Origin of the sequence: Coleofasciculus sp. G1-WW12-02, assembly GCF_040219735.1 — a bacterium.
Classification (GTDB): Bacteria; Cyanobacteriota; Cyanobacteriia; order Cyanobacteriales; family Coleofasciculaceae; genus Coleofasciculus.
Window position 1 is genome coordinate 1 of the sequence record NZ_JAVJRX010000058.1, and the last position, 21127, is coordinate 21127.

Below are 21127 nucleotides of genomic sequence, written 5' to 3' on the forward strand. Positions count from 1 at the left end.
GCCGCGCTCTGTGTCCGCCTATCTCGGAGTGAATCCGAGAAAGCACGTATGGAGCGCTCTATATCAATTTAATAATTTTATGGGTCGATGCCCTGTAGTCAATCGTAGACACGATTACTATAGTGTCTCTAACTGGGAGCCATTGGTTAAGGCTGATATCGAGCAACAATGCCGGGTATCAGCCAAGCGTAAGCGTTAACGGTTATCGACCAAAAGTTACACCGTGGACTTATACCAAGGCAGAATTACTTATGGGTAGGTTTGTCTAGGTTTTTAGAAGCGGTAATAAAGGCTATATAATTGGCTGATAAGAATTAACAAAACTTAAGGCGGAATCGGAGAAATAAATGGCACTGATCACCACCGGAAAGACGTTCATTAGGGATTTAGAGCAGTCCGGCGCATTGGCATTATACGCTCCCTTAGAGGGAGGATTTGAAGGGCGTTATCGGCGACGACTGCGGGCGGCGGGTTATACGACGATTTCTTTCTCCGTGAAAGGATTAGGCGATCCAGCCGCTTATTTGACGGATGTTCACGGTGTCCGTCCACCGCATCTGGGCAAGAAAACAATTGGTCAAAGCGCTGCTGTGGGTCCGGTTTACTTTGTCCCGCCTATCCTGACGTATCAATTGGAAAATCTACCGGCTAAGTCGAAAGGGATGGTACTGTGGCTAATCGAGGGCGCTAGTCTATCCCGCCAAGAAATTGAATATTTCATCACTTTACCTAAACAGGAGAAGCGTGTGAAAGTGGCGCTTGAAATGGGAGGCGAGCGCTATTTCCGTTGGCAGCCGCTTCAGGAGACTGTATCCCAGTGGGCATCCTAACGCGGTAGAGACGTTGCAGGCAACGTCTGTACAACTTAAAAGGGCGGGCGCTCCTCTAGGAAAACGGTTTGTGCCAAAATGTTATCGGGAAAACCCGCCCCTACAGTCCGGCTCCCGAACTGTCGCCACCTTACAGTTTGCGATCGCCGATTTGTGGGTTTGATAATCTTGAGAAGGACTGTAGTAGATTTGGGAACGTTTTTATGCTAGAGAAACGAGATTATACCTTAATCATTGATAAAAGCGGCAGTATGTCCATTCGGGATCAGTATTCTGGGAAAAGCCGCTGGGATGTTATGCAAGAGTCTACCCTGGCTTTAGCGAATAAATGCGAAGAATTTGATCCCGATGGTATCACCATTTACCTCTTTTCTGGTCGTTTCAAACGCTATGACGGTGTGACGGCTAATAAAGTTATCCAGGTATTCCAGGAAAATGAGCCATCAGGGCGCACTGACTTGGCATCTGTCTTGCAGGATGCCCTTAACAACTATTTTCAGCGTAAGACTAGCGGTCAGACGAAGTTGAATGGTGAAACCATACTGGTGGTTACCGATGGGGAACCCGATGACCGCAAAGCTGTGATGAAGGTGATTATCGAAGCGTCACGCAAAATGGATAAGGATGAAGAGTTAGCCATTTCCTTTATCCAAATTGGCAGTGATTCTCAAGCAACGAAGTTCCTCAAAATTCTTGATGATGAACTCGAAAGTGCTGGCGCAAAATTTGACATTGTGGATACAGTAACCATTGAGGATATGGAGGATATGACCTTAACAGACGTGTTGCTCAATGCTGTAATCGATTAGGCAACCAAGTTTAGTGGGTTTTCTGACACAGGGGGTGCATTTACCTCATCTGTGAGTATTATGCCGTCTCCTGGTGGAGTATCCGATCCTTAAGTCAGGCGATCAATCGAGAGCAGGTGTCAAGGGATTCCGTGTCAGAGTGGGCAAAAGCAAAGCGGATTAGAATAGAAGATATACAGGACATGACCTTTTGGGATGTGTCCTTCACTATAATTGTTGATAACAACATCTCTCGTCACTGAGAGTCTAGTCTTATGGCAGAATCCCTTGATGACTTATTAGCCCAAATCAAAACAGAATATCAAGAAAAAGATCAGGGAAAACCCCCTGAAAAAAAACCTCTGTTGGATGAGGACGACTTGAAGTCGCCCACAACGAATTCGTCCACGTATCAACCCATTTCCTCTTCCCCATCCTCGCGATCGCCTGTAGAAGATAGTATACTCTCAGAATTGAAGGCTGAGTTTGAGGAGAAAGAGCACGAAGCCCAACGGAAACGACAGCAGCAACTGCAAGAGGAACAAATCAAGGCAAAACAGCGACAACAGCGCAAACGGGAAGCCCTGAAGCAACAAGCCCAAGAATGGTTAAATAATTTAAAGCCCCATTCTGAGGAAGGGCTTTGGTTTGAAGAGTTTTCTTATAGCTATCCCTCCAAACTCGAAGCCGCGATGGATTATCTGCAAGCGCTGCGGGAAACTCCTTGAGCGGGAGATGAGGGAGCTTGTAGAGGCGTTCCGCTGAAACGTTGATATTAATCACCAATCGTGATATTTCTGGTATCTAGGAATTTTAATTGTTGATAGAGTAGGGTTATTTGGGGAACCGCAACCCCAACCGTTTGCGCCGCCCGGATTGGGTTGCCAAACATGGCTTCGACTTCCAACGGACGATGACAATCATAGTCGATCTTCATGCTGGTACGATAGGGTTTCATCTTCATCGTATAATCCAGCATCTTTTGAACAAAACTCTCTTTTATCTCTAAACCATACCCCGCCGCCCCGGCTACAACTTCTCGCATCAGTTGTTCCGTCATCTGATACCCATGACTATCCTTCATAATTGCATCAGTTGTGGCATCTAATACGACAGATAGACCATTATAGGGAATATTCCACACCAATTTCTTCCACCGGGAAAGGAATAAATTCTCAGAAAGCTGAATCGGAATATTGGCTTGCTCAAAGTCAGCCGCAATCTGACGCATTGTTGGGCTAATTCCTTGGGGTTGGTGGTTTTTGCTGTATGCGCCGAGCTGGATTTGACCATAATCAAGGTGATGAATTTGACCCAAACCAATTTTATTTGAACAGACAAAGCAGAGTCCCCCTAAAACTTCCACGGTTTCCCCAACTATGGCAGCAATTTCAGGTTCAATCCCTAAGCCATTTTGCAAGGTGAGAACTACGGTTCCAGGTTTGATAAGAGGCGGAAGCAGGTGAGGAAGGAGATGATTTTGGGTGGTTTTTAGGGCGATTAATACGACATCACTTGGGGGCATATCTTTGACATGGTTGTAGGCATTCACCTGGGGTAAGGTAAAGTCTCCGAAGGTTGACGAAATTGCCAAACCATGCTCTTTTACATAGTCATAATCGCGCCGGAGGAGAAAATGGACATCGAGTCCAGCTTTTTGCAAGCAAGCGCCGTAAAAACCTCCGATCGCGCCTGTGCCAATCACGGCGTAATCTCTTCCCATCGGCTGAATCCCTTGATTCTACTCCTGATTTATATCAAAAAATTGGGTTGGCTAGAAGGGGAAATCGGACTCAATAGTAACGGTTAATCCCTGCTCCTTAAGCAAATCCAGAATCTGTTGGGCATTTTCGCGGCTAATAAATAATCCCACTTGCATCATCAACGTCCCATTGTAAGAAGTACGGAATGATCCAGGAATCAGCGATCGCACCAAGGTTTGTTGATCGTCAGTTTTGGCGGCGACTAATACCCGATAGCGCCCTCCCTGTAGGGTTTTTGGGGGCTGTTCCTGGGGAATAGCGGGTGGATTGTTGCTATTGAGTACGGGAACAGAATCCCGGCGGGGGAACTCTGGAGAATTAACCGTGACATCTCCTATTTCAGCTTCAGGTTCAGAGGCGGCTGGTGTGGACGTATCGGGTATCTCTGTCTCGGTTGGCGAGGGGACAGAAATATCGATGATCTGGGGAACAGTTGCGGCTGGTGTCGCTGGATTCGTTGGGTTCTCTTGAGACTGGAGACTAGAGGGAACCGGAAAAGACGCGGCGGAAATGGAATAGGTTGAGGGGGATAGGGCTGTTTGAGCCATGGCTGCGGGTTGAGTCTCGGTTAATTCTTTGGGATTCGCTACCGATAGGGTTGTTCCGTTTGAGGGGAATGTGGTGGGGAGTATTTCTAACTGGGAGATACTCCTATCGGGTTCAACGATGGGGGAAACCTGTTCAGGAGTTGGGGAAGGATTCGCCGTGGTTTCAACGGGTTGAGGTTCCGATTCAGTTTCGGGAATACTCGGAGTTGGGGAAGGATTCGCCCTGGTTTCAACGGGTTGAGATCCCGATTCCGTTTCGGGAATACTGGGAGTTGTGGGGGATTCAGCTGGGGTTGAGGGAAGGGTGCGACTCAATTCCAAGCTAGGGTTATCCCGGTCAATAAACACATTTTCCCGCACATCTGCCTGTAATGTCCCCGCCACGAGAATACCCTCGCCACCATTGTTATAAAAGTAATTGCTGCGAATGGTTGGCGCACTATTTCCCTTCACCACAATTGCGGCGCTGGTATTTTCTGTAAAGGTATTATCCACCACCACCGGTGAACTCGATTCAATCCATAACCCATACCCTTGAGGATTGGGATTAGTAATCGTCACCCCGGTTACCGTAGCGGGGTTAGCTGCCAGAATAGTAATATTCTGCTGGGATAGGGTGGGACTCTCAAATAGACCTCCCCCTTGGATAATAATATTCTCCCCTCTAGTTCGGGGATTCCCTTGCAACGTGACGCCGGGGGGCAAAATTAAGGGAAAGGTTTCGCCGGTTTGAGAACTATAGATACCGGGCGCTAATCTTATCACCGTATCCGGTTGAGCCACTTGTAAAGCTTTGGCAATGGTTTTGAACGGGGAATCCATATTACCATTACCATTAATATCATCCCCAGTCATGGGGTTGACCAACAACACTGGGGTGTCTTGCTGATTCTGGGCAACAAGTCCCTGGGGAATCAAGGTTAACTGTGCCATAGCTTGGGGCAAACCCAGAGGAGTCAGGGTGATGCAGCCGAGAGAAACCACAGCAAGCGCACCGAACCCACACCGGACTAAGTGTGGGTGGCGAAACTGTTGAATTGGGTAGGGCTTAATCATTTCCGGCGCTGTGAATCTCAACCTCATGTTTTGAGTTTACTGTACTTAGTTGCATTAGAATAACGAATCAACAACAGTTCTACAATATGGAAAATTTCCAACACTTATGAACCACATCATACTCGGTCAAGAATTAAAAGCCGTCACCCTGTTAGGATAAGAAATAACGTGGAGCAGTTGGCGATGAGCGGGTACAACGGTTGGATGGGTCAAGAACCAGCAGTTTGCCGGATTTTAGATGCGAATTTAGACCGAGCCAGAGAAGGCTTACGGATTATAGAAGAGTGGTGTCGCTTTGGTCTAAATAGCGTGCAGATGGCAAGTGAATGCAAGCAGATGCGCCAAGAACTTGCCCGTTGGCATAGTCGAGAGATTCGCGCCGAACGGGATACCCCTGGTGATCTAGGGACGGAACTGTCTCATCCCCAGGAAGAACAACGTGCCAATATCCAACAAGTTTTGCAAGCTAACCTGTGTCGGGTTCAGGAAGCCTTACGGGTACTAGAGGAATATGGTAAACTGTATAGCCCCAGTATGGGAGTCGCTTGCAAACAAATGCGCTATCGGGTCTATACCCTAGAGAGTCAGTTGCTCATCTACCACCGCTATCAACTGCTGAAGCGATCGCAGCTTTATTTAGTCACCTCACCCTCAGACCAACTCTTACCCACGGTAGAAGCCGCGCTACAAGGGGGAGTGACGTTAGTTCAGTATCGGGAAAAGGGGGCTGAAGATTTGGTCAGACTCGCTCAAGCCCAGAAACTGCGCCAGATGTGCCACCATTACGGGGCATTATTTATTATGAACGATCGCGTGGATTTGGCTCTGGCGATTGATGCCGATGGCGTTCATTTAGGACAGCAGGATATGCCCATTGCTGTAGCGAGAAAACTCCTCGGACCTCATCGGATTATTGGTCGATCTACCACAAATTCTGACGAAATGCAACGGGCAATTGCAGAAGGCGCCGATTACATTGGCGTAGGACCTGTTTATGAAACCCCCACCAAAGTCGGCAAAGCGGCGGCGGGTTTAGACTATGTGCAGTACGCGGCACAAAAGGCATCAATTCCCTGGTTTGCGATCGGTGGCATTGATCCGAATAATATTCATGAGGTCTTAGGGGCGGGAGCAAAAAGAGTCGCGATCGTGCGTGCGATCATGCAAGCGGAACAACCAACATTGGTTACCCAGTATTTCCTCTCTCAACTCACCAAAGAACAAAACCTGCGTCGTATTGAAGCCAGTACTCCTCAATTATGACCAACACTCGCGATCAAATTACTCTACAAGTGAATGGTGAATCCCGTACCTGTGCGGCTGACACCAAATTGCCTCAGCTGTTGGAACAGCTTGACCTAAATCCGCGCTTAGTGGCGGTTGAGTACAATGGTGAGATTCTCCACCGCCAGTTTTGGTCAACGACTCAGATTAAGGAAGGGGATCACTTAGAAGTGGTGACGATTGTCGGTGGTGGGTAGGGGAGCTGGGGGAGCTGGGGGAGCTGGGGGGTGTTCCAGACGTAGCATGCTACGTCTGGGTGTTCCCTGACAAATGACGAATCGGTAATCTCGACTCTTAGGATGTTTGAGCTGATGAAAGAGAGCGATACAGTGGAAGTGTAGTCATTCATACCCACCCAGCTTGAGGTGATTCGTCTTCCTTAGTTTAGATTCAGGAGTGGAAAGAGACTGCAGATGGCTAATGTAAGCAGTTGGAAACTCACCTCAGTTGGGATAGTCTTAATTAACCTATGCGTAACCATCCTTTTTCAAAGCTCAAACCCCTTTTAAAGTCTCTGCTCGTTTTTGGTCTCATTTTTACCTTAGTCCTGGGGAATGCCAGTGACGCCTTAGCTGCTCGCAGTGGTGGTAGAATTGGTGGCGGTTCCTTCCGCGCTCCGAGTCGCACCTATTCTCCCCCTGGTGGAGGGTATCGCGCTCCCGGTGGCGGTTATGGATATGGTGGGCGAGGAATTGGTTTTCCCTTCCTCTTACCCTTCTTCGGCTTCGGTGGTATGGGTAGTCTGTTTGGGATTCTGATCTTCTTTGCGATCGCGAATTTCTTGGTACAGTCTTTCCGTCGTCTGGGTGAAGGAGGCGGAAATGATATCCCTAACACGATCAATCCCAAGGTTTCCGTGGGACGCTTGCAAGTGGGTTTACTTGCCAGTGCGCGTAATCTTCAGCAGGAACTTGACGAGTTAGCTCAACAAGCTGATACCGATTCACCTCAAGGACGAGCGCAAGTGCTGCAAGAGTCTACTTTAGCCTTACTACGCCATCCTGAATACTGGGTCTATGGTGCAGCGCAATCCCAACAGATTGCTTTAGACGCCGCCGAAGCCCGGTTTAATCAGCTCTCTTTAGCAGAACGCAGTAAATTTGCCGAAGAAACCTTATCTAATTATGAGGGTCAACTTCGCCAAGGGACTGCCAAAGCGGCTGAAGGGAATGGAGCCTTGGTTGAATCTCAAGCTCCCGGTGAATACATTATCGTCACCCTTTTAGCCGGCGTACAAGGGAAGCTGGAATTACCCACCATCAATAGTTCTGATGACTTGCGTCAAGCCTTGCGTCAGATAGGTGGTGTGTCAAGCGAGCGCTTATTGGCAATTGAAGTCCTCTGGACACCCCAAGCCGAAGGCGATACGTTAACCTCAGATGATGTATTAGCGGAATATCCTGATCTGAAACTGGTTTAACTCACATCTTGCACCGAGAGTCAGTAAGCCCGAAACCCGATGAGGAGTTCAAACTACCGGTTTTGGGCTAAGAGTTCAAGTTCATTCAAATGGACTCAAACTCTTATCTAGTTGTCTAAAGACAACTTTCGCTTTTAGCCTTGGGTTTCAACCCAAGGCGGTTTAACAAAGTCAACTAACTGGTTAATTAAACGGTCTTGTTCTATTGACAAAATTGACTTTCCTTGCATGACTTCTTGAAAAAGTACCAAAGAAGACATAGAACTCAAAAAAATATAAGCAGTCAACTCCGGATCACGAATTTGCCAGTCCGGATGGGACTCAAAATACTGCTTCAGACTATGACTTTCTTCCCCAATCACCCGGCGGATAAACAATTGTGCCAAGTGAGGAAAATGACCCGATTCAGCAATCAATAAACGTAGAAACGCCCCGTACTCTGGATGATTCATTTTCAATAGAAATGCCTCTGCCAGTCTGCGTAACCCTGTTGCTGGCTCATCGGACAGTTCAGACTGGAACTCTGGCTGAAACTGCTCATCAATGAACTGTTCCACCAATTCGATAAACAATCCTTCTTTGGAGTGAAAATGATTGTAAATGGTATGCTTAGATACGTCTGCCTCGGTGGCTATCTGATCCATACTTGTTTCCCTGTAGCCATGCTGGATAAAAAGTTGCATAGCGGCTTGGGCAATTTGCTCACGTTTAGATGGTTTCATGAATAATTATGGAATGGTTCATTTGATACTCAGTGGCGTTTTGCAGCCCAAACGTCCCCTCCTAAAGGTAGAAGGAGAGATCAGGTTTGTCATTCAGGACTGAGTAATAGTTCAACTAATCATCGAGGATGTAACGTTTCCTCATCCCCGATTTCCAATCCTCTTTGAAAGCAGTAACAAATGGACAGGGTAAAGGAGCAAGATGGAAAGGAAGCCTGTTTTCCCTTCACCCTTTGCTAAAAAAAAAATTAACGGTTACCGCTAAAATTGCAACCTGGTATGAGAGACTGGACTCATGACACCCTTTACTAATATAGTATGCGAAATTTCGATGTTGTCGTAGTTGGCGCAGGTCCAGCCGGGGGACAATGTGCTAGGTGGTTAGCTAAATCCGGTTATCATGTTTTGTTGGTCGAGCAGCATGAAACCTTTGAAAAAAATGATTTCTCGAGTGCGGCTACGCCATTAGAAACCTTAGAAAAATTTGACTTGCCTGAGGATGTTGTCGGTAGTTTTTGGCAGAATCTGGTGATTGTTACCACTAATTTAACCCGAAATTGGGATTCTCCGCAAACCTTAGGGGCTGTCTTAAATTTCGCCAAGTTGAGAAAATTCCTGGCTGATGAGGTTAAATCTTGTGGCGGTGACGTTTGGCTGGGATATCGATATATAAAATATGCCCAAAAACAGGGCGAGACGTTGGTTGAACTGAAGCCGCGAGGGGGTGAACCCATTACTGTCACCACTCAGGTGCTGGTGGATGCGACAGGACCGGCTAGAGCACTCATGTATACGAAAGAAAGCGAGAAACCTGCGTTCCTCAAGCCGTCTGGAATTGAATATTTAATTGAAGTCTCAGACAATGATTATGAGAAGTATGCTAATTCCCTCTGGTTTTTCTTAGGGCATAAATGGATGCCAAAAGGCTATTCTTGGATATTTCCAATGGAGAAGCCTCGGTTAAAGGTGGGGGCTGCATCCTATCGATTAGACCACAAACTTATTAAGCAAACGGAATCAATTCGATATTATATTGATTTACTGATTCACGAGTATATACAAGCCAAAGACTATAAAATTATCGATATTCATGGGTCAACCCTACATTATTCTAGTGGACTTCAGGATATTTACTATCGCGATAATATTATTGCCATTGGAGATGCGGTATCAATGGTAAACCTTTTGGGTGGTGAAGGGATTCGCCATGCCATGCATTGTGCCGAAATAGCTGGCAAGCATATTCAGAAGTACTTAAAGGGTGAATCAGCCAGTTTTCAGGATTATCAAAAAGAAATATATCAGAAATTTTCCCGGAGCTGGAATCTGTCAGAAAAAATTGGCATGAAGCGCTATTTAATTGAAAGCGACCAAAAAATTGATGAAGGTGTATCTTATCTGGCGCCTCTAGAGACTCAAGAGATGATGGATATCCTGTTTTACTATAAATTTGAGAAACTCTCCAAGAGCTTGATCGTTTACCTGATGCGAAAAATTAGATCATGGTGGAAAGTTAAAGGGCAAGGACAAATGACAAATGACAAATGACAAATGACCAAAGCAGGTTAAACTATACTCAGTTTCCCCTGCCGCGTAATGAGATTGTAGAAAGAAACTAAGAGCTTACTGCTCGTGCCAAAGGCTCATATCACCTGGGAGCGATCGCGTTCGTAGTGAGCGCTCGCTTCGCTTCTGCGTACCTCAGATAGGGCTTCTTTGTGGTAAAATAACAATATCTTCTATGACGGGCGACTAAAAAGGGAGAAAACGATGAGATTTATCAACCCTAAAGTCGATTATGCCTTTAAAAAAATATTTGGTTCTGAGCAGAGCAAAGAGATATTAATCAGCTTTCTCAATGCGATAATTTATGGGGGCGAAAAAGTCATTCAATCCTTAACCATTGTCAACCCCTACAATCCCGGTCAAGTCCTCAGCTTAAAAGATACCTATTTAGATGTAAAAGCGGTTTTAGCCGATGGCTCGATTGTCATCATTGAAATGCAAATCGCATCAATGACTGCATTTAACAAACGAGTCGCTTACAACCTAGCCAAAGCTTATAGCAACCAGTTGGTCAAAGGAGAAAACTACCCACTGCTGAATCCAACGATCGCGGTGACAATTACTGACTTTATCCTGTTTAAAGAGACAGAAGATGTAATCAACAAATTTGTGTTTAAAGAAGAAATTAAAAACTTTGAATGTATGAGCGGTGAATGGCGACTAATATTTGTCGAATTACCGAAATCAAAAAAGACTTTATCCCAGTTGACAAGTTTGACAGATAAGTGGATTTATTTTTTGAAAGAAGCTGCAATGTTGGAAGATATCCCCGATACGTTAGGAGAAGTTTCAGAGATCGAACTCGCCTTAAATATAGCCAATCAAGCGAACATGACAGTAGAAGAATTTGAAGTGATAGATAGGCGAGGAATGATGATCCAAGATGAAAAAGGGCGGCTAAATTATGCCAAAGAAGAAGGAAAAGAAGAAGGGCGACTAACTGAAGCGATCGCTCTAGTGATGCGTTTACTGAAAAAGCGTTTTGGCGAAATTCCGGCAGCACTAAGCACCCAAGTTGAAGACTTGTCTTTGTCAGAGTTGGAAACTTTAACAGAAAATATTTTTGATTTCAACAGTCTGGAAGACTTGTCAAGTTGGCTGGCTTCTCAATGAAAGCGAGTAGGACAAAGGACAAATGACAAATGACAAAAGACCAAAGCAGGTTAAACTATACTCAGTTTCCCTGGTTCGTTAACTCCCTTAGTAACTATGCCCAACAATCCGGTGTATCCCATCGTTTGGCGCGACGATCGCGTGCTACTGATTGACCAAACCCGTTTACCCCAAAACTATGCCGTCGTTGAAATTAAGTGCTGTGAGGATATGGCACGGGCAATTAGAACCATGATTGTCCGAGGGGCGCCGGCGATTGGTGTGGCGGCGGCTTACGGGATGTACTTGGGGGCGCGAGACATTAAAACAGACGATCGCGAGACGTTTTTAACTGAACTCGAAGAGGTTTCCAAACTCCTGCGTCAAACTCGCCCGACGGCGGTGAATCTATTTTGGGCGATCGCGCGGATGTTGAAAACTGCCCATGAAACCATTGGTTCAGTGGATCAGTTAAAAACCGCCCTGCTGGAAACCGCCCAAGGGATTCAGGTTGAAGATTTACAGATCTGTAACGCGATCGGGGATAATGGGTTGGCGGCGATGCCCGCGACTCCAGAAAAATTATGTATTCTTACCTATTGTAATGCTGGTTCCCTAGCCACAGCCGGCTATGGTACCGCCTTGGGAGTGGTGCGTTCAACGTGGCGCCAGCAGCGGTTAGCCAGAATCTATGCTTGTGAAACTCGTCCTCGGTTGCAAGGGGCAAAACTGACGGCTTGGGAATGTGTGCAAGAGGGAATCCCGGTAACGTTGATTACCGATAATATGGCAGCCCATTGTATGAATCGGGGATTGATTGATGCAGTGGTGGTGGGTGCAGACAGAATTGCCGCAAATGGGGATACGGCGAATAAAATTGGCACCTATAGTGTGGCATTACTCGCCAAAGCGCATAATATTCCTTTCTTTGTCGCCGCCCCTCTATCTACGGTTGATTTTGAGTTGCCCACAGGGGATTTAATTCCGATTGAAGAACGCCATCCCTCGGAAATTTATCAAGTTGGTGAGACGGTGATTTGTCCCACGGGTGTGGAGTTTTATAATCCGGCGTTTGATGTCACGCCAGCAGAGTTGATTTCAGCCATTATTACCGAAAAAGGAGCGATGCGTCCAGAGGAGTTGCAGCAGTTTCGCGTGAAGCAGTTGGCTTGATAGTTGGCTTGACAGGTGCTGGCTGAAAATGGTGCAAGATTATCGGTACACTTGAGAACTTGCCACACTGGCAATCAACTCCAAGTAACCTGAAGGTGGGCAAGAGCAACAAACGATAACACGACTCGTTTCAAGCATTATAACTCTTGCCCCCCTACCTGAAATTACCTTGTTTGCGAGAAAAAGCCATGAATGTCTCCCTTTTAGACAAGCAACCCAAACCACCACTAGCCGAAAAACTGGTTACTTTGCACGATATTACCTGGGAACAGTTCAAAGCTATCGAAACCCAATTGCAGAATAATCAAGGTGTCAGGCTGACTTACTTATCCGGGGTAATGGAAATCATGTCTCCGATTGGGGCATTTCATGAGAATATAAAAAGCACTTTTAGCTTGCTGCTAGAAGCTTACATGAGAGAAAAGGGCATCCGATTTTACAGGCGTGGTGGATTTACGCTGGAATCGCCTGGATATGCTTCCGGTACACCTGATGAATCTTATTGCATTGGTAGCAATAAGGAAACGCCTGATATTGTTATCGAAATTATTGTTACCAGTGGAACTATCAACAGACGGGATTTGTATAAACCCAGAAGAGTCCCTGAAGTCTGGTTTTGGAAATCTGATCAGATGAGAATATTCTCTCTGGGCGCTTCTGTGGAGTACGAAGAGGTGAATCGTAGTCAATTTTTCCCCGATTTGGATAAGGCGCTGTTACTGCGCTACATTGCCTACCCCGATCAGTACGATGCCGTAAACGAATTCATTCAAGCTATCCGCACTCGTTGAGGGTAATTGTAATCTGGAATATAAGTAGTCGGACAAAATTAATAATTTTGACAATTTTAGAAGAAGGGTTCTGCTTAATTGCATTTTTGCTAGTAATTTATCATAGTTAGTCTAGAAGATCCTTTTTTCTTAAAATCCGTTGTCACTTGCTTCCGTGTTACTCCACTCGACATGAGTAACATTGACTTCGACACCAGGGACAACAATGCCCTCAAATGAAGCTGTTGTTCCTGGGGGAACTATTGTTGGTTCAGCATAGATGAATCCGTTATCAATTGGGTTTCCTTGGTTATCCAGGACTTGATAATTGACTCTGACGAGTTGAACCGGAACACAGGTTCGATTGCTTACTTGACCGATAAGAGAATTGCCGTTGTAATTAACCTGACTCAAAGCCATTCCATCAGCGCCGGAAATACAACGACTGGTAGGGGCTGCAGGTTGAGTTCGACACAAATGACTCAGATCAAGTATCCTGCCATCTCCAGTTTCCATATAACAAACTGGGGCATCAAACGGCTGGATTAATCCTCCTGGATCAGTCGTATCGGCTAATAAGGGACGATGGAAAATTAGTCCTGGCAGTAGTAAGGCAAGATTAGCGATGAAAAATGAACTCAGTTTCAGCATGGTTTCCGCTTCTATCTACATTCACTGAAAATCGGAGCAAGGGGAGCTGGGGAAGCAGGGGAAGCAGGGGAAGCTGGGGGAGCTGGGGGAGCAATGTAGAGACGTAGCATGCTACGTCTGGGAGCTGGGGGAGCTGGGGAAGAGAAAAATAGGTAATCTTCTACCGGGAAGGGAATAGGAAGTTTGGATGGAAGCAGAAATCTTACCGACGCGGCTGAAGTTGCTGAAGCTGCTGTAGACTCTGTTGCCGTTGTTGCCGCCGCTGTTGCCGCTGCTGGCGATTAAACGGAAGGAAGCGATCGCGCCTTAGGGGTACGCGGTTGACTCGAGTTCTGGGTGAAGCCCCGGCTAGATCTGCCAAGATTTCCTCAGCCGCACGTTCACCCGTTTCACAACCCCCTTCCATATAGCCTTGATATTCCAGGGAAGTGTGTTCGCCAGCAAAAAAGAGATTACCGACTCGTTCTCCTTCTGCGCCGTACATCTGAGTCCATTGTCCCACCAAATAGCACGAATAAGACCCACGGCTATATTGCTCACCGGGCCAGTAGGAGCGGACAGCTTTACCTGGAATCCGAGTGGCACTAATACCAGGGAAAATCTGCTCTAATTGCGGTAATAGTCTTCGGGCGTGAACTTCAGGCGTTGCTGTTCCGATCGCTAAGCCTTGGCGTCCTCCAGGTAAGTTAACGAGCAAGCCAGCACTCTGGGATGTAGAGATACTATGACTCACCTCGTTTATAGTTTGAAACCCTAGGTCAGCATAGACATTGCCGATGGATTCATAACGGGTTCGCCAAATTTTTTCCGTGTAGCCCGTGATTAATCTAGAATTCGTGCCATAGCCAATACTATTAATAGCTAACTGTTTCACTGGCGGTAAATCTACGTCCAGCTCAATGGTGCGTAGTACGCTAAATGGCAAAGTCAGCACAATCCGTTCATAGGTGCGCTCATCAGTTCTACCCCCAGATCTTAATCCTACCCGGTAACGGCCATCTGAGCGGCTCCTGATTGATTCTAAAACCGTCCCTGTTTCCACAGAACGCCCCAATAACTGTGCCAGTCGCCGGGGAATTTGCTGATTCCCTCCCTCAATGTAGAAACGCTCGTCACTTGTACCTAAAAGACTAAATTCACCCGGTTCAGTGCCGATCAAATACAGGAGATTTAAACAGGATTGTTCTTGGGCTTCTCGACCATATTCCACGGTGTAAGCCACCTCAATGAGCCGTTGGATTAGATGTGTTGCACCAACACCTGTTAAATACGCGCTAATTGAAAGATTATCTAACGTTTTTATTGCTGGAAAGATTGTCGTGTAGTTTTCAAAATTGTCGATCGCCTCTAAATCGGCGTTCATCTGTTCCGCAACAGGTGCAAATTCCGTGATAATTTGCGCGATCGGAACTTGGCGTCCTTCAAAGAAGTAAATTTCTGGTATCAATCCTTGCTCACTGAGTTGTCGATCAACCAGGTTAAACCCAAGTTCTGTTGCCAGTTTTTTTATGTAAACGTGATCAGTATTGATAAATTCTCCACCCAGTTCTACCAGAAATGGGGTATCGATGGCATTAGGCACAGTCCGAATCCGACCGCCGACTTGATTCCTTGCTTCAATCACATTCACGGGAACCCCAGCTTGCTGCAAGCGATAGGCAGCGGTCAATCCAGCAATTCCTGCACCCACCACCAAGACGGGGGATACACCAGGTTGTGCCACAGCACGATGCCCATCCCGCCGAAAAGTCGTAGCCGCAGCGGCTCCAGCTAAGGCTAAACCACCTTGTAACAAACGGCGACGAGATGTTTTCGTTTTCAGGTTCAGGTTGCCAATCACCTCAGCAGGGGGAATACCTGTTTTTCGGGATATCTGAGCAATTTTGTAGGCTTGACGCAGGATTTTGATCAGGGGAGATTTAGCCATTTTTTACCCTTACCTGTTTTAAATTTTTTTGATTCAGTTTTGATATTTATTAACTATATGGGCGTAGAGGAACACTTGTACATCCCGATTTTGTAAAGATTTTTGACCCTTTTATGAAGATTTTGTAAAGACTTGTTCTCCACCAGCCGTTATGGTGTTAAAGCTTTACGATCAAACAAATACAAAGATTTAAGTTTTCTATCAGATTGCAACAGAGCCAAACTGGAGGAATAGGGTGAAGAACTACCAAAAATTAGCGATTGTTACTGCTGGATTAGCTTTGAGCTTTGCCGCAATAGAGGCTAACTCGGCACAAGCGGCAATCATTACCTACGATTTCACGGTGGATGTGACCACAGGTCTGTTGACCGATACCCAATATCAGGGGTTTTTTAGCTATGATGACTCGACCCTAACCGGAAGTGGGGTCGAATCGGTGGGAATTGCGGAGGGATTGTCGATTTCCTTTGACTTTTTGGGGGTTACCTATACCGAAGCTGATGACAATCTAGTTGACTTTGGTTTTCCCTTTGTCGAATTTAACCAGGGAAGCCTAGTGGGATTGCAATATACAGTCTCGAATGGCGCTATTTTCTCCATATTTGGCGACAACCCAACTGGTTTGGGAGGAGGAGACGAGTTTAACTATATCGATGAAACCTCCTTTGAGGTGGGCAATGGCAATGTAACCTACTCCTTGCGTCCTCCCTCGGCTTCTGTTCCAGAACCTAGCGCTGTTTTAGGGCTTGGCATTTTGGGTTTTGGCTGGTTGGTAAGAACAAAGTTTAGGGTTCATCGTTGATTGTTGATTGCGGATTGCTATGAACCATAAATCATGAAGCTGGCTTAGTGTTTATGAACTAGGTGCAATTCCCCATATACGAAAAACCTCAGCGCTTTCTGTGAAAGGCTGAGGACAAGTATCAGGGTGTATGCTTTTCTCCTTCAGGCAGAGTTTTTTGGTTGATGACTGCATCTGGAGTCTTGCTACTTTTATAATGACTTATAAGCTATACGATCTTCTAGATCAGTTCTGGTGCACTTCGCTGCTGATCTGAAACTGATCTTGACAAAATGGTCATTTGTTTTTCGTCATTGGTGGTTGGGGATTGGGCGAAGCATTCGCGTTGAGACTTTGGTAGAAAACCGGTAGATTTGGGCGCGAATGCTTCGCCCCTACGAATACCCCATCTCCCCTTCTACCTTCAATTACACTGGGGAACGGGGGTAAAATCTTCCTGGCTGGGGGCAAAATTAATGGTTCCTGTATTACTTTGAGGGAGATTATCGAGATTAACGACCTTGAATGTGCCATCATTGCGCTGAAGCTGGAACTCTGTCGTACTGGTATTCTCAGTTAGGGCTAGGCAGAACGTGCGATCGCTATTGAGTACGGCATTAAATCCTGGAATAGCATTTTTGTCCAAAATTGTCAACTCAAAATCAGCAATCGTTTGAGCATTGCCATTCCCTTGCAAAAAGATACCTTGACCAGCATTATCGGTAATCGTAGTATTAGTGACTCGATAATCCTGCACCGCGACAGCATTTCCCTGGACAAAAATACCCTGACCCCCATCAGTTCCACTGGTAGGAATTGTACCCCTAATTGTACTGGTTTCAATGTCAAACTCTTGTCTGCTATTATTATTCGCGGATACAAAAATTCCCTGCCCAGTGCTATTACTAATCTGAACATTGCTGATCTGAAACCGTTGCTGAGATTGCTGTTCTAGATTCTCTTCATCCCCATTCGCCGCGACAAAAATACCTTGACCCTGACTATCACTAATTTGGACATTATCAATCGCGAAGTCTTGTTTAGCGATACTATTAGCTTGGACAAAAACAGCTTGACCCCCACTGTCTAGAGCATTTAATCTTGTGCCATCAATTGTACTATCTTTAATCTCAAACTTTTGAGATCCATTGTTATTAGCACTCATGAAAATTCCCTGACCTGTACTATTGGTAACCTGGGCATCTGTGATACCAAACTCTTGCCGCGACTGAACGCTGAGGTCGTTTGCATCCCCATTCGTGGCAACAAAAATACCCTGTCCAGCATTATTGGTTATCGTGGGACTATTAATTTGGAACTCCTGGACTGCCAAACGGTTACCTTGTACAAAAATCCCCTGTCCGCCTTCGCCTTGGGCATCGAGTCCAACATTCCTAATCGTGCTGCTGTCGAGATTAAAGACTTGTTCACTGTTATTGTTCGCGGCAATAAAAATACCCTGACCCACGGTATCACTAATTTGAGTGTTATTGAGTTGAAACTCCTGTCTTGATTGGGCAGTTAAGTCATTTTCATCGCCATTAGTAGCAATTAAAATACCTTGTCCAGCGCTATTGGTAACTGTGGTACTGTTGAGGATAAAGTCTTGAACCGCGACGCGATTTCCCTGAATAAAGACACCTTGACCCCCATCCCCATTACTGTCGGGGCGAGTCTGGTTAATTGTACTGGCATCAATATTAAAGCTTTGTTGACTGTTATTATTAGCCGCAATAAAAATCCCCTGTCCTGTACTTTCGCTAACGGTGGCATTGCTGAGGTTGAAATCTTGGACAGATTGCTGGGTTAGGTCATCTTCATTCCCATTTGCCGCGATAAAGATGGCTTGACCTGCACTTTCCGTAACCGTTAAGGTATCTATGGTTAAGATTTGCTGGGCGCTGGCATTGGCTTGCAGAAAAAGACCTTGACCCCCATCCCCATTTGCATCGAGGGCGGTGTTACTGATGCTTGTGTTAAAAACCTCAAAAGTTTGGCGACTATTATTATTAGCAGCCAGATAAAATCCTTGACCAACACTATTACTAATTTGATTATTGGTTGCGGTTAATTGCTGTTGCACCTCGCCGGAGGCTTGAATAAAAACACCTTGAGCGCCACTATCACGAATTTGGTTACTATCGAGGGTGAGTTCTTGTTGAGTGGTTCCCGAAGCTTGAATAAAAATGCCCTGCTGACCGCTATTTGTGATACTATTACGGGCAATAGCACTGGTTCCGGTGACATCAATGAGACTAATCCCTTGTCCTGTGGCGTTAGTGATGCGGTTATCTTGAATCGTCACATCCTCAATATTCGCGCCTTGGATACCGTTGCCGGTGACATTCGCGATCGCAAACCCAGTAAGGGTGGTATTATTTCCTAGGGTCACCGTTCCCGTAACCGTGGGAAACTGACCGCTTCCAGATAAAGGTAACTGCACCGTACCCAGTTGCTGAGTATCAATGCGTTGGACTGAACCTGCTGAGAGTACCGCTACCCCATCAGCTAGCTGAAAACTCTCCATCTCGGAAGTTGTACCCACCTGCACATAGACAATCTCATTAGCCCCAGCCACACTCAATGCATTCTGCACTGTACCAAAGGGCGTTTCAAACGTACCATTTCCTGTACTCATCCCCAAGGTGACATGCTGAAACTGCCAAGGTTGACCGGTTTTGGGGTTTATCGCCGCGACTTGTCCATTTTCCGTTTGTTCATCAACAATAATAGTTGCAATACGTCCCACCGATTCTCCCATACGCACCAAAGCGCTGGCGGGTTCAACCCCACGGGGGCGGGTTCCGGGGAAGGTTGCGCCTAAACTAAGGACAATCCGAGTGTCAAAAATTTGGTCAGTTTGCACCGATAAGCCCAGATTCAGATAATCCGTGGGATGTGCTTCCAAGCGCCCTCGAATCCCAATGGTATTATCGGTTCCCTCCCCACCGTAGTAATAAACCCCCGCATATCCCCGTAAATCTCCTTCCCCCAGTCGCAACAACCGTCCCCCCGCTTCAATATCAAATCCAGCCATCGCCGCTTCAAAGTGCTGGCGGTGATTGAGGAGTAAATTATTCTGCCCAAATCCGCGCAGGGAGAACAACTCATCCACTTCTTGGCGGCGTTCACCGACTGGCAAATAAGCATTCACTCGTAAATCCCAATCCTCTCCTAGTCGTTCAAACCCCGCACCAATTTGGTGAAAGATGCTGTTTCCTGTATCACGGGTATCGTAGGAAAGGTAGCCTCCCAGAATCCGGTTTTGAGAGGAGTTGTAGAACCGTTGTCCGAGGAGGATAGTTCCGCCCATCGTGGAGTCGGTTAACAGGCGTAATTGTCCCTCTAGAAATGTTAGGGTACTTCCGGGATTCTGAGTAATCGGAACAAAGCCTTCCAGACTAAAAAATGGGTCTTGATAGCCTGCGCCTTCAGTGGTAAACTCACCGCCTATACGGGGTAAAACTCTCAAATCTGTGGCAGTTCCCTGAGTTGGTAAACGTGGCGCATCGATTTCAGACTCAGGCATTTGGGCGATGACAGGGGACGTTAACCCTCCAGAAAATAGTAATCCAACACAGAGGGCTTGAGCGGAGATTTTCATTAATTAGAGGGTGATTACAATCGTCACCCCCTTTTACAGGTATTGGTTTTGAGAATCCGGTAAAGGGGATTCTGGTTTGAAGTTCTGTTAAGTTACATTGCTAAAAAAAAATCCCCTTTCGGGGACTTGTCCAAGGGTGGGAAAAAGATTTCATCTATGTTTTTATTATGGATGTAATTTGCCGGAGTTGTGTATAGCTGCGATGAAGTTTATATAAAAAATCGATAAAGTTTCTGTAAAGTTAGGTCATGCCTCCTTTGTCCGTTGTTATTGATCCCAAAACCCTATCCCTTTTGATTGAGCAAAATGGTACCATCCCTAAATGGAAAATCCCGTTCTCGATCCACTGAGAACGGGATAAGGAGTGAGATACACTAATTGCAACTTGGGAGTAAGCGATGTATATCGTCTTAACTAGTAGCATAACTGCTCCACAGAGGCTTCTGGGATAAGCGTTGATGAAGAATGGCTGGATTTATGTGAAAATTCTGTGAATCGTGTTTTGCCGTTGAGCATGACTCATAACAACTTTTGTCCCCGCCCTCACTTGATCACGACTCAAGAAGGTTTGGGACTCCCCATTCCCGTTCATGTCTTTGACAGAAGGTGGCTGCTGCTGTTCGTAAAAATCTGAAGGCATATCCATTCCTCTTCTGTAGCGGGAGAAAGCACCGCCAATTGCTCACCAGCAGATTGAAGTTGGACTTTTACTTGATAGGAGCCAATAGTAGTCAATTGAATTTTTAGCGCACCTAGATTAGGGTTAGACTCCTGTGATTATAAAGCAACGGTAACGTGGGAAAGCTTTTTGGAGCGATCGCACTCTACCCCAAAACACGCGATCGCACACCCTCTCTCAGCCTCACTCTATCGCTGTTGCTGCCTAGTCTTGAGACACCGGATGAACTGATACCGCCTCAGTCAATATCATCGGGTAAGTCATCAATTGACATTCCCGCCTGTTCCAGAAGCTCTTTCAAACGTTTGATTTGCCCTAAAGTCAGCCTCAGCTTGTGTTCTCCTCTTTCGTGACGTCCAATGGTTCTGGTTGTTGTCCCCAGTTCACGCGCAAATTCTTCCTGAGTCATATTCAGGCGTTCACGAACTTGTCTAAGAGTTGGCAAGTTAGAGTTTTGAGACATCCGATGAACT

Annotated in this window: 20 protein-coding genes; 12 read left to right on the forward strand and 8 right to left on the reverse strand. The window is 46.1% G+C overall.

Going from position 1 to position 21127, the window contains the following annotated elements; genetic code table 11:
• The first annotated feature begins 347 nt into the window (after positions 1-347).
• From ndhN to RID09_RS10020, 3 genes are all read left to right on the forward strand, one after another.
• Positions 348-830, forward strand: coding sequence for an NAD(P)H-quinone oxidoreductase subunit N (ndhN, locus tag RID09_RS10010; protein ID WP_446335797.1), 483 nt, complete (start codon positions 348-350; stop codon positions 828-830).
• Between the two features lie 203 nt (positions 831-1033).
• Positions 1034-1639: a vWA domain-containing protein gene (locus RID09_RS10015; RefSeq protein WP_446335834.1), complete on the forward strand. Its 606-nt coding sequence runs from the start codon at positions 1034-1036 to the stop codon at positions 1637-1639.
• A gap of 254 nt (positions 1640-1893) precedes the next feature.
• Positions 1894-2346, forward strand: coding sequence for a salt stress protein, Slr1339 family (locus tag RID09_RS10020; protein WP_446335798.1), 453 nt, complete (start codon positions 1894-1896; stop codon positions 2344-2346).
• A gap of 47 nt (positions 2347-2393) precedes the next feature.
• On the opposite strand, the gene RID09_RS10025 is transcribed toward RID09_RS10020, so the two are convergent.
• Both RID09_RS10025 and RID09_RS10030 read right to left on the reverse strand, forming a co-directional pair.
• On the reverse strand, positions 2394-3341 hold the full coding sequence (locus RID09_RS10025; RefSeq protein ID WP_446335799.1) for a putative 2-dehydropantoate 2-reductase: 948 nt from the start codon (positions 3339-3341) through the stop codon (positions 2394-2396).
• A gap of 51 nt (positions 3342-3392) precedes the next feature.
• Entirely contained in the window at positions 3393-4985 is a 1593-nt protein-coding gene (locus tag RID09_RS10030; protein WP_446335800.1) for a DUF1565 domain-containing protein, read from the reverse strand.
• 183 nt (positions 4986-5168) lie between these two features.
• Here RID09_RS10030 and RID09_RS10035 point away from each other — a divergent pair, with 183 nt between their 5' ends.
• From RID09_RS10035 to RID09_RS10045, 3 genes are all read left to right on the forward strand, one after another.
• The gene (locus tag RID09_RS10035; RefSeq protein ID WP_446335801.1) at positions 5169-6248 is read left to right on the forward strand and encodes a thiamine phosphate synthase; all 1080 of its coding nucleotides are present in this window, start codon (positions 5169-5171) and stop codon (positions 6246-6248) included.
• Entirely contained in the window at positions 6245-6466 is a 222-nt protein-coding gene (gene thiS / locus RID09_RS10040; RefSeq protein ID WP_446335802.1) for a sulfur carrier protein ThiS, read from the forward strand. Before RID09_RS10035 ends, thiS begins: the two co-directional genes overlap by 4 nt.
• Positions 6467-6738: 272 nt before the next feature.
• Entirely contained in the window at positions 6739-7689 is a 951-nt protein-coding gene (locus RID09_RS10045; protein WP_446335803.1) for a DUF1517 domain-containing protein, read from the forward strand.
• Positions 7690-7823: 134 nt separating this feature from the next.
• Here the strand turns inward: RID09_RS10045 and RID09_RS10050 are convergent, their stop codons facing one another.
• Positions 7824-8411 (reverse strand): TetR/AcrR family transcriptional regulator, encoded by a 588-nt coding sequence (locus tag RID09_RS10050; protein ID WP_446335804.1) that lies wholly within the window; start codon positions 8409-8411, stop codon positions 7824-7826.
• 318 nt (positions 8412-8729) lie between these two features.
• On the opposite strand from RID09_RS10050, the gene RID09_RS10055 reads away from it, so the two are divergent.
• From RID09_RS10055 to RID09_RS10075, 5 genes are all read left to right on the forward strand, one after another.
• Positions 8730-9959 (forward strand): NAD(P)/FAD-dependent oxidoreductase, encoded by a 1230-nt coding sequence (locus RID09_RS10055; RefSeq protein ID WP_446335805.1) that lies wholly within the window; start codon positions 8730-8732, stop codon positions 9957-9959.
• Between the two features lie 222 nt (positions 9960-10181).
• Complete coding sequence (locus RID09_RS10060) at positions 10182-11090, forward strand: Rpn family recombination-promoting nuclease/putative transposase (RefSeq protein ID WP_446335806.1); 909 nt, start codon at positions 10182-10184, stop codon at positions 11088-11090.
• Positions 11091-11119: 29 nt separating this feature from the next.
• Positions 11120-11245, forward strand: a complete 126-nt coding sequence (locus RID09_RS10065; RefSeq protein WP_446335807.1) for a hypothetical protein — start codon at positions 11120-11122, stop codon at positions 11243-11245.
• A complete protein-coding gene (gene mtnA / locus RID09_RS10070) occupies positions 11187-12242 on the forward strand; it encodes an S-methyl-5-thioribose-1-phosphate isomerase (protein ID WP_446335808.1) in 1056 nt (351 codons plus the stop codon). The genes RID09_RS10065 and mtnA overlap by 59 nt, the downstream gene beginning before the upstream one ends.
• 188 nt (positions 12243-12430) lie before the next feature.
• Entirely contained in the window at positions 12431-13033 is a 603-nt protein-coding gene (locus RID09_RS10075) for a Uma2 family endonuclease (RefSeq protein ID WP_446335809.1), read from the forward strand.
• Positions 13034-13162: 129 nt separating this feature from the next.
• Here the strand turns inward: RID09_RS10075 and RID09_RS10080 are convergent, their stop codons facing one another.
• The gene (locus tag RID09_RS10080; protein ID WP_446335810.1) at positions 13163-13663 is read right to left on the reverse strand and encodes an FxLYD domain-containing protein; all 501 of its coding nucleotides are present in this window, start codon (positions 13661-13663) and stop codon (positions 13163-13165) included.
• 202 nt (positions 13664-13865) lie between these two features.
• Complete coding sequence (locus RID09_RS10085) at positions 13866-15590, reverse strand: flavin monoamine oxidase family protein (protein ID WP_446335811.1); 1725 nt, start codon at positions 15588-15590, stop codon at positions 13866-13868.
• 235 nt (positions 15591-15825) lie between these two features.
• Between RID09_RS10085 and RID09_RS10090 the strand changes: the two genes are divergently transcribed.
• Positions 15826-16392 (forward strand): PEP-CTERM sorting domain-containing protein, encoded by a 567-nt coding sequence (locus RID09_RS10090; RefSeq protein ID WP_446335812.1) that lies wholly within the window; start codon positions 15826-15828, stop codon positions 16390-16392.
• 403 nt (positions 16393-16795) lie between these two features.
• On the opposite strand, the gene RID09_RS10095 is transcribed toward RID09_RS10090, so the two are convergent.
• From RID09_RS10095 to RID09_RS10105, 3 genes are all read right to left on the reverse strand, one after another.
• The gene (locus RID09_RS10095; protein ID WP_446335813.1) at positions 16796-19975 is read right to left on the reverse strand and encodes a beta strand repeat-containing protein; all 3180 of its coding nucleotides are present in this window, start codon (positions 19973-19975) and stop codon (positions 16796-16798) included.
• Positions 19976-20450: 475 nt separating this feature from the next.
• Positions 20451-20615, reverse strand: a complete 165-nt coding sequence (locus RID09_RS10100; RefSeq protein ID WP_446335814.1) for a hypothetical protein — start codon at positions 20613-20615, stop codon at positions 20451-20453.
• 277 nt (positions 20616-20892) lie between these two features.
• Positions 20893-21117 carry a helix-turn-helix transcriptional regulator gene (locus RID09_RS10105; RefSeq protein ID WP_446335815.1) on the reverse strand — a complete coding sequence of 75 codons (225 nt, stop codon included), beginning with the start codon at positions 21115-21117 and terminating at the stop codon, positions 20893-20895.
• Positions 21118-21127: the final 10 nt, after the last annotated feature.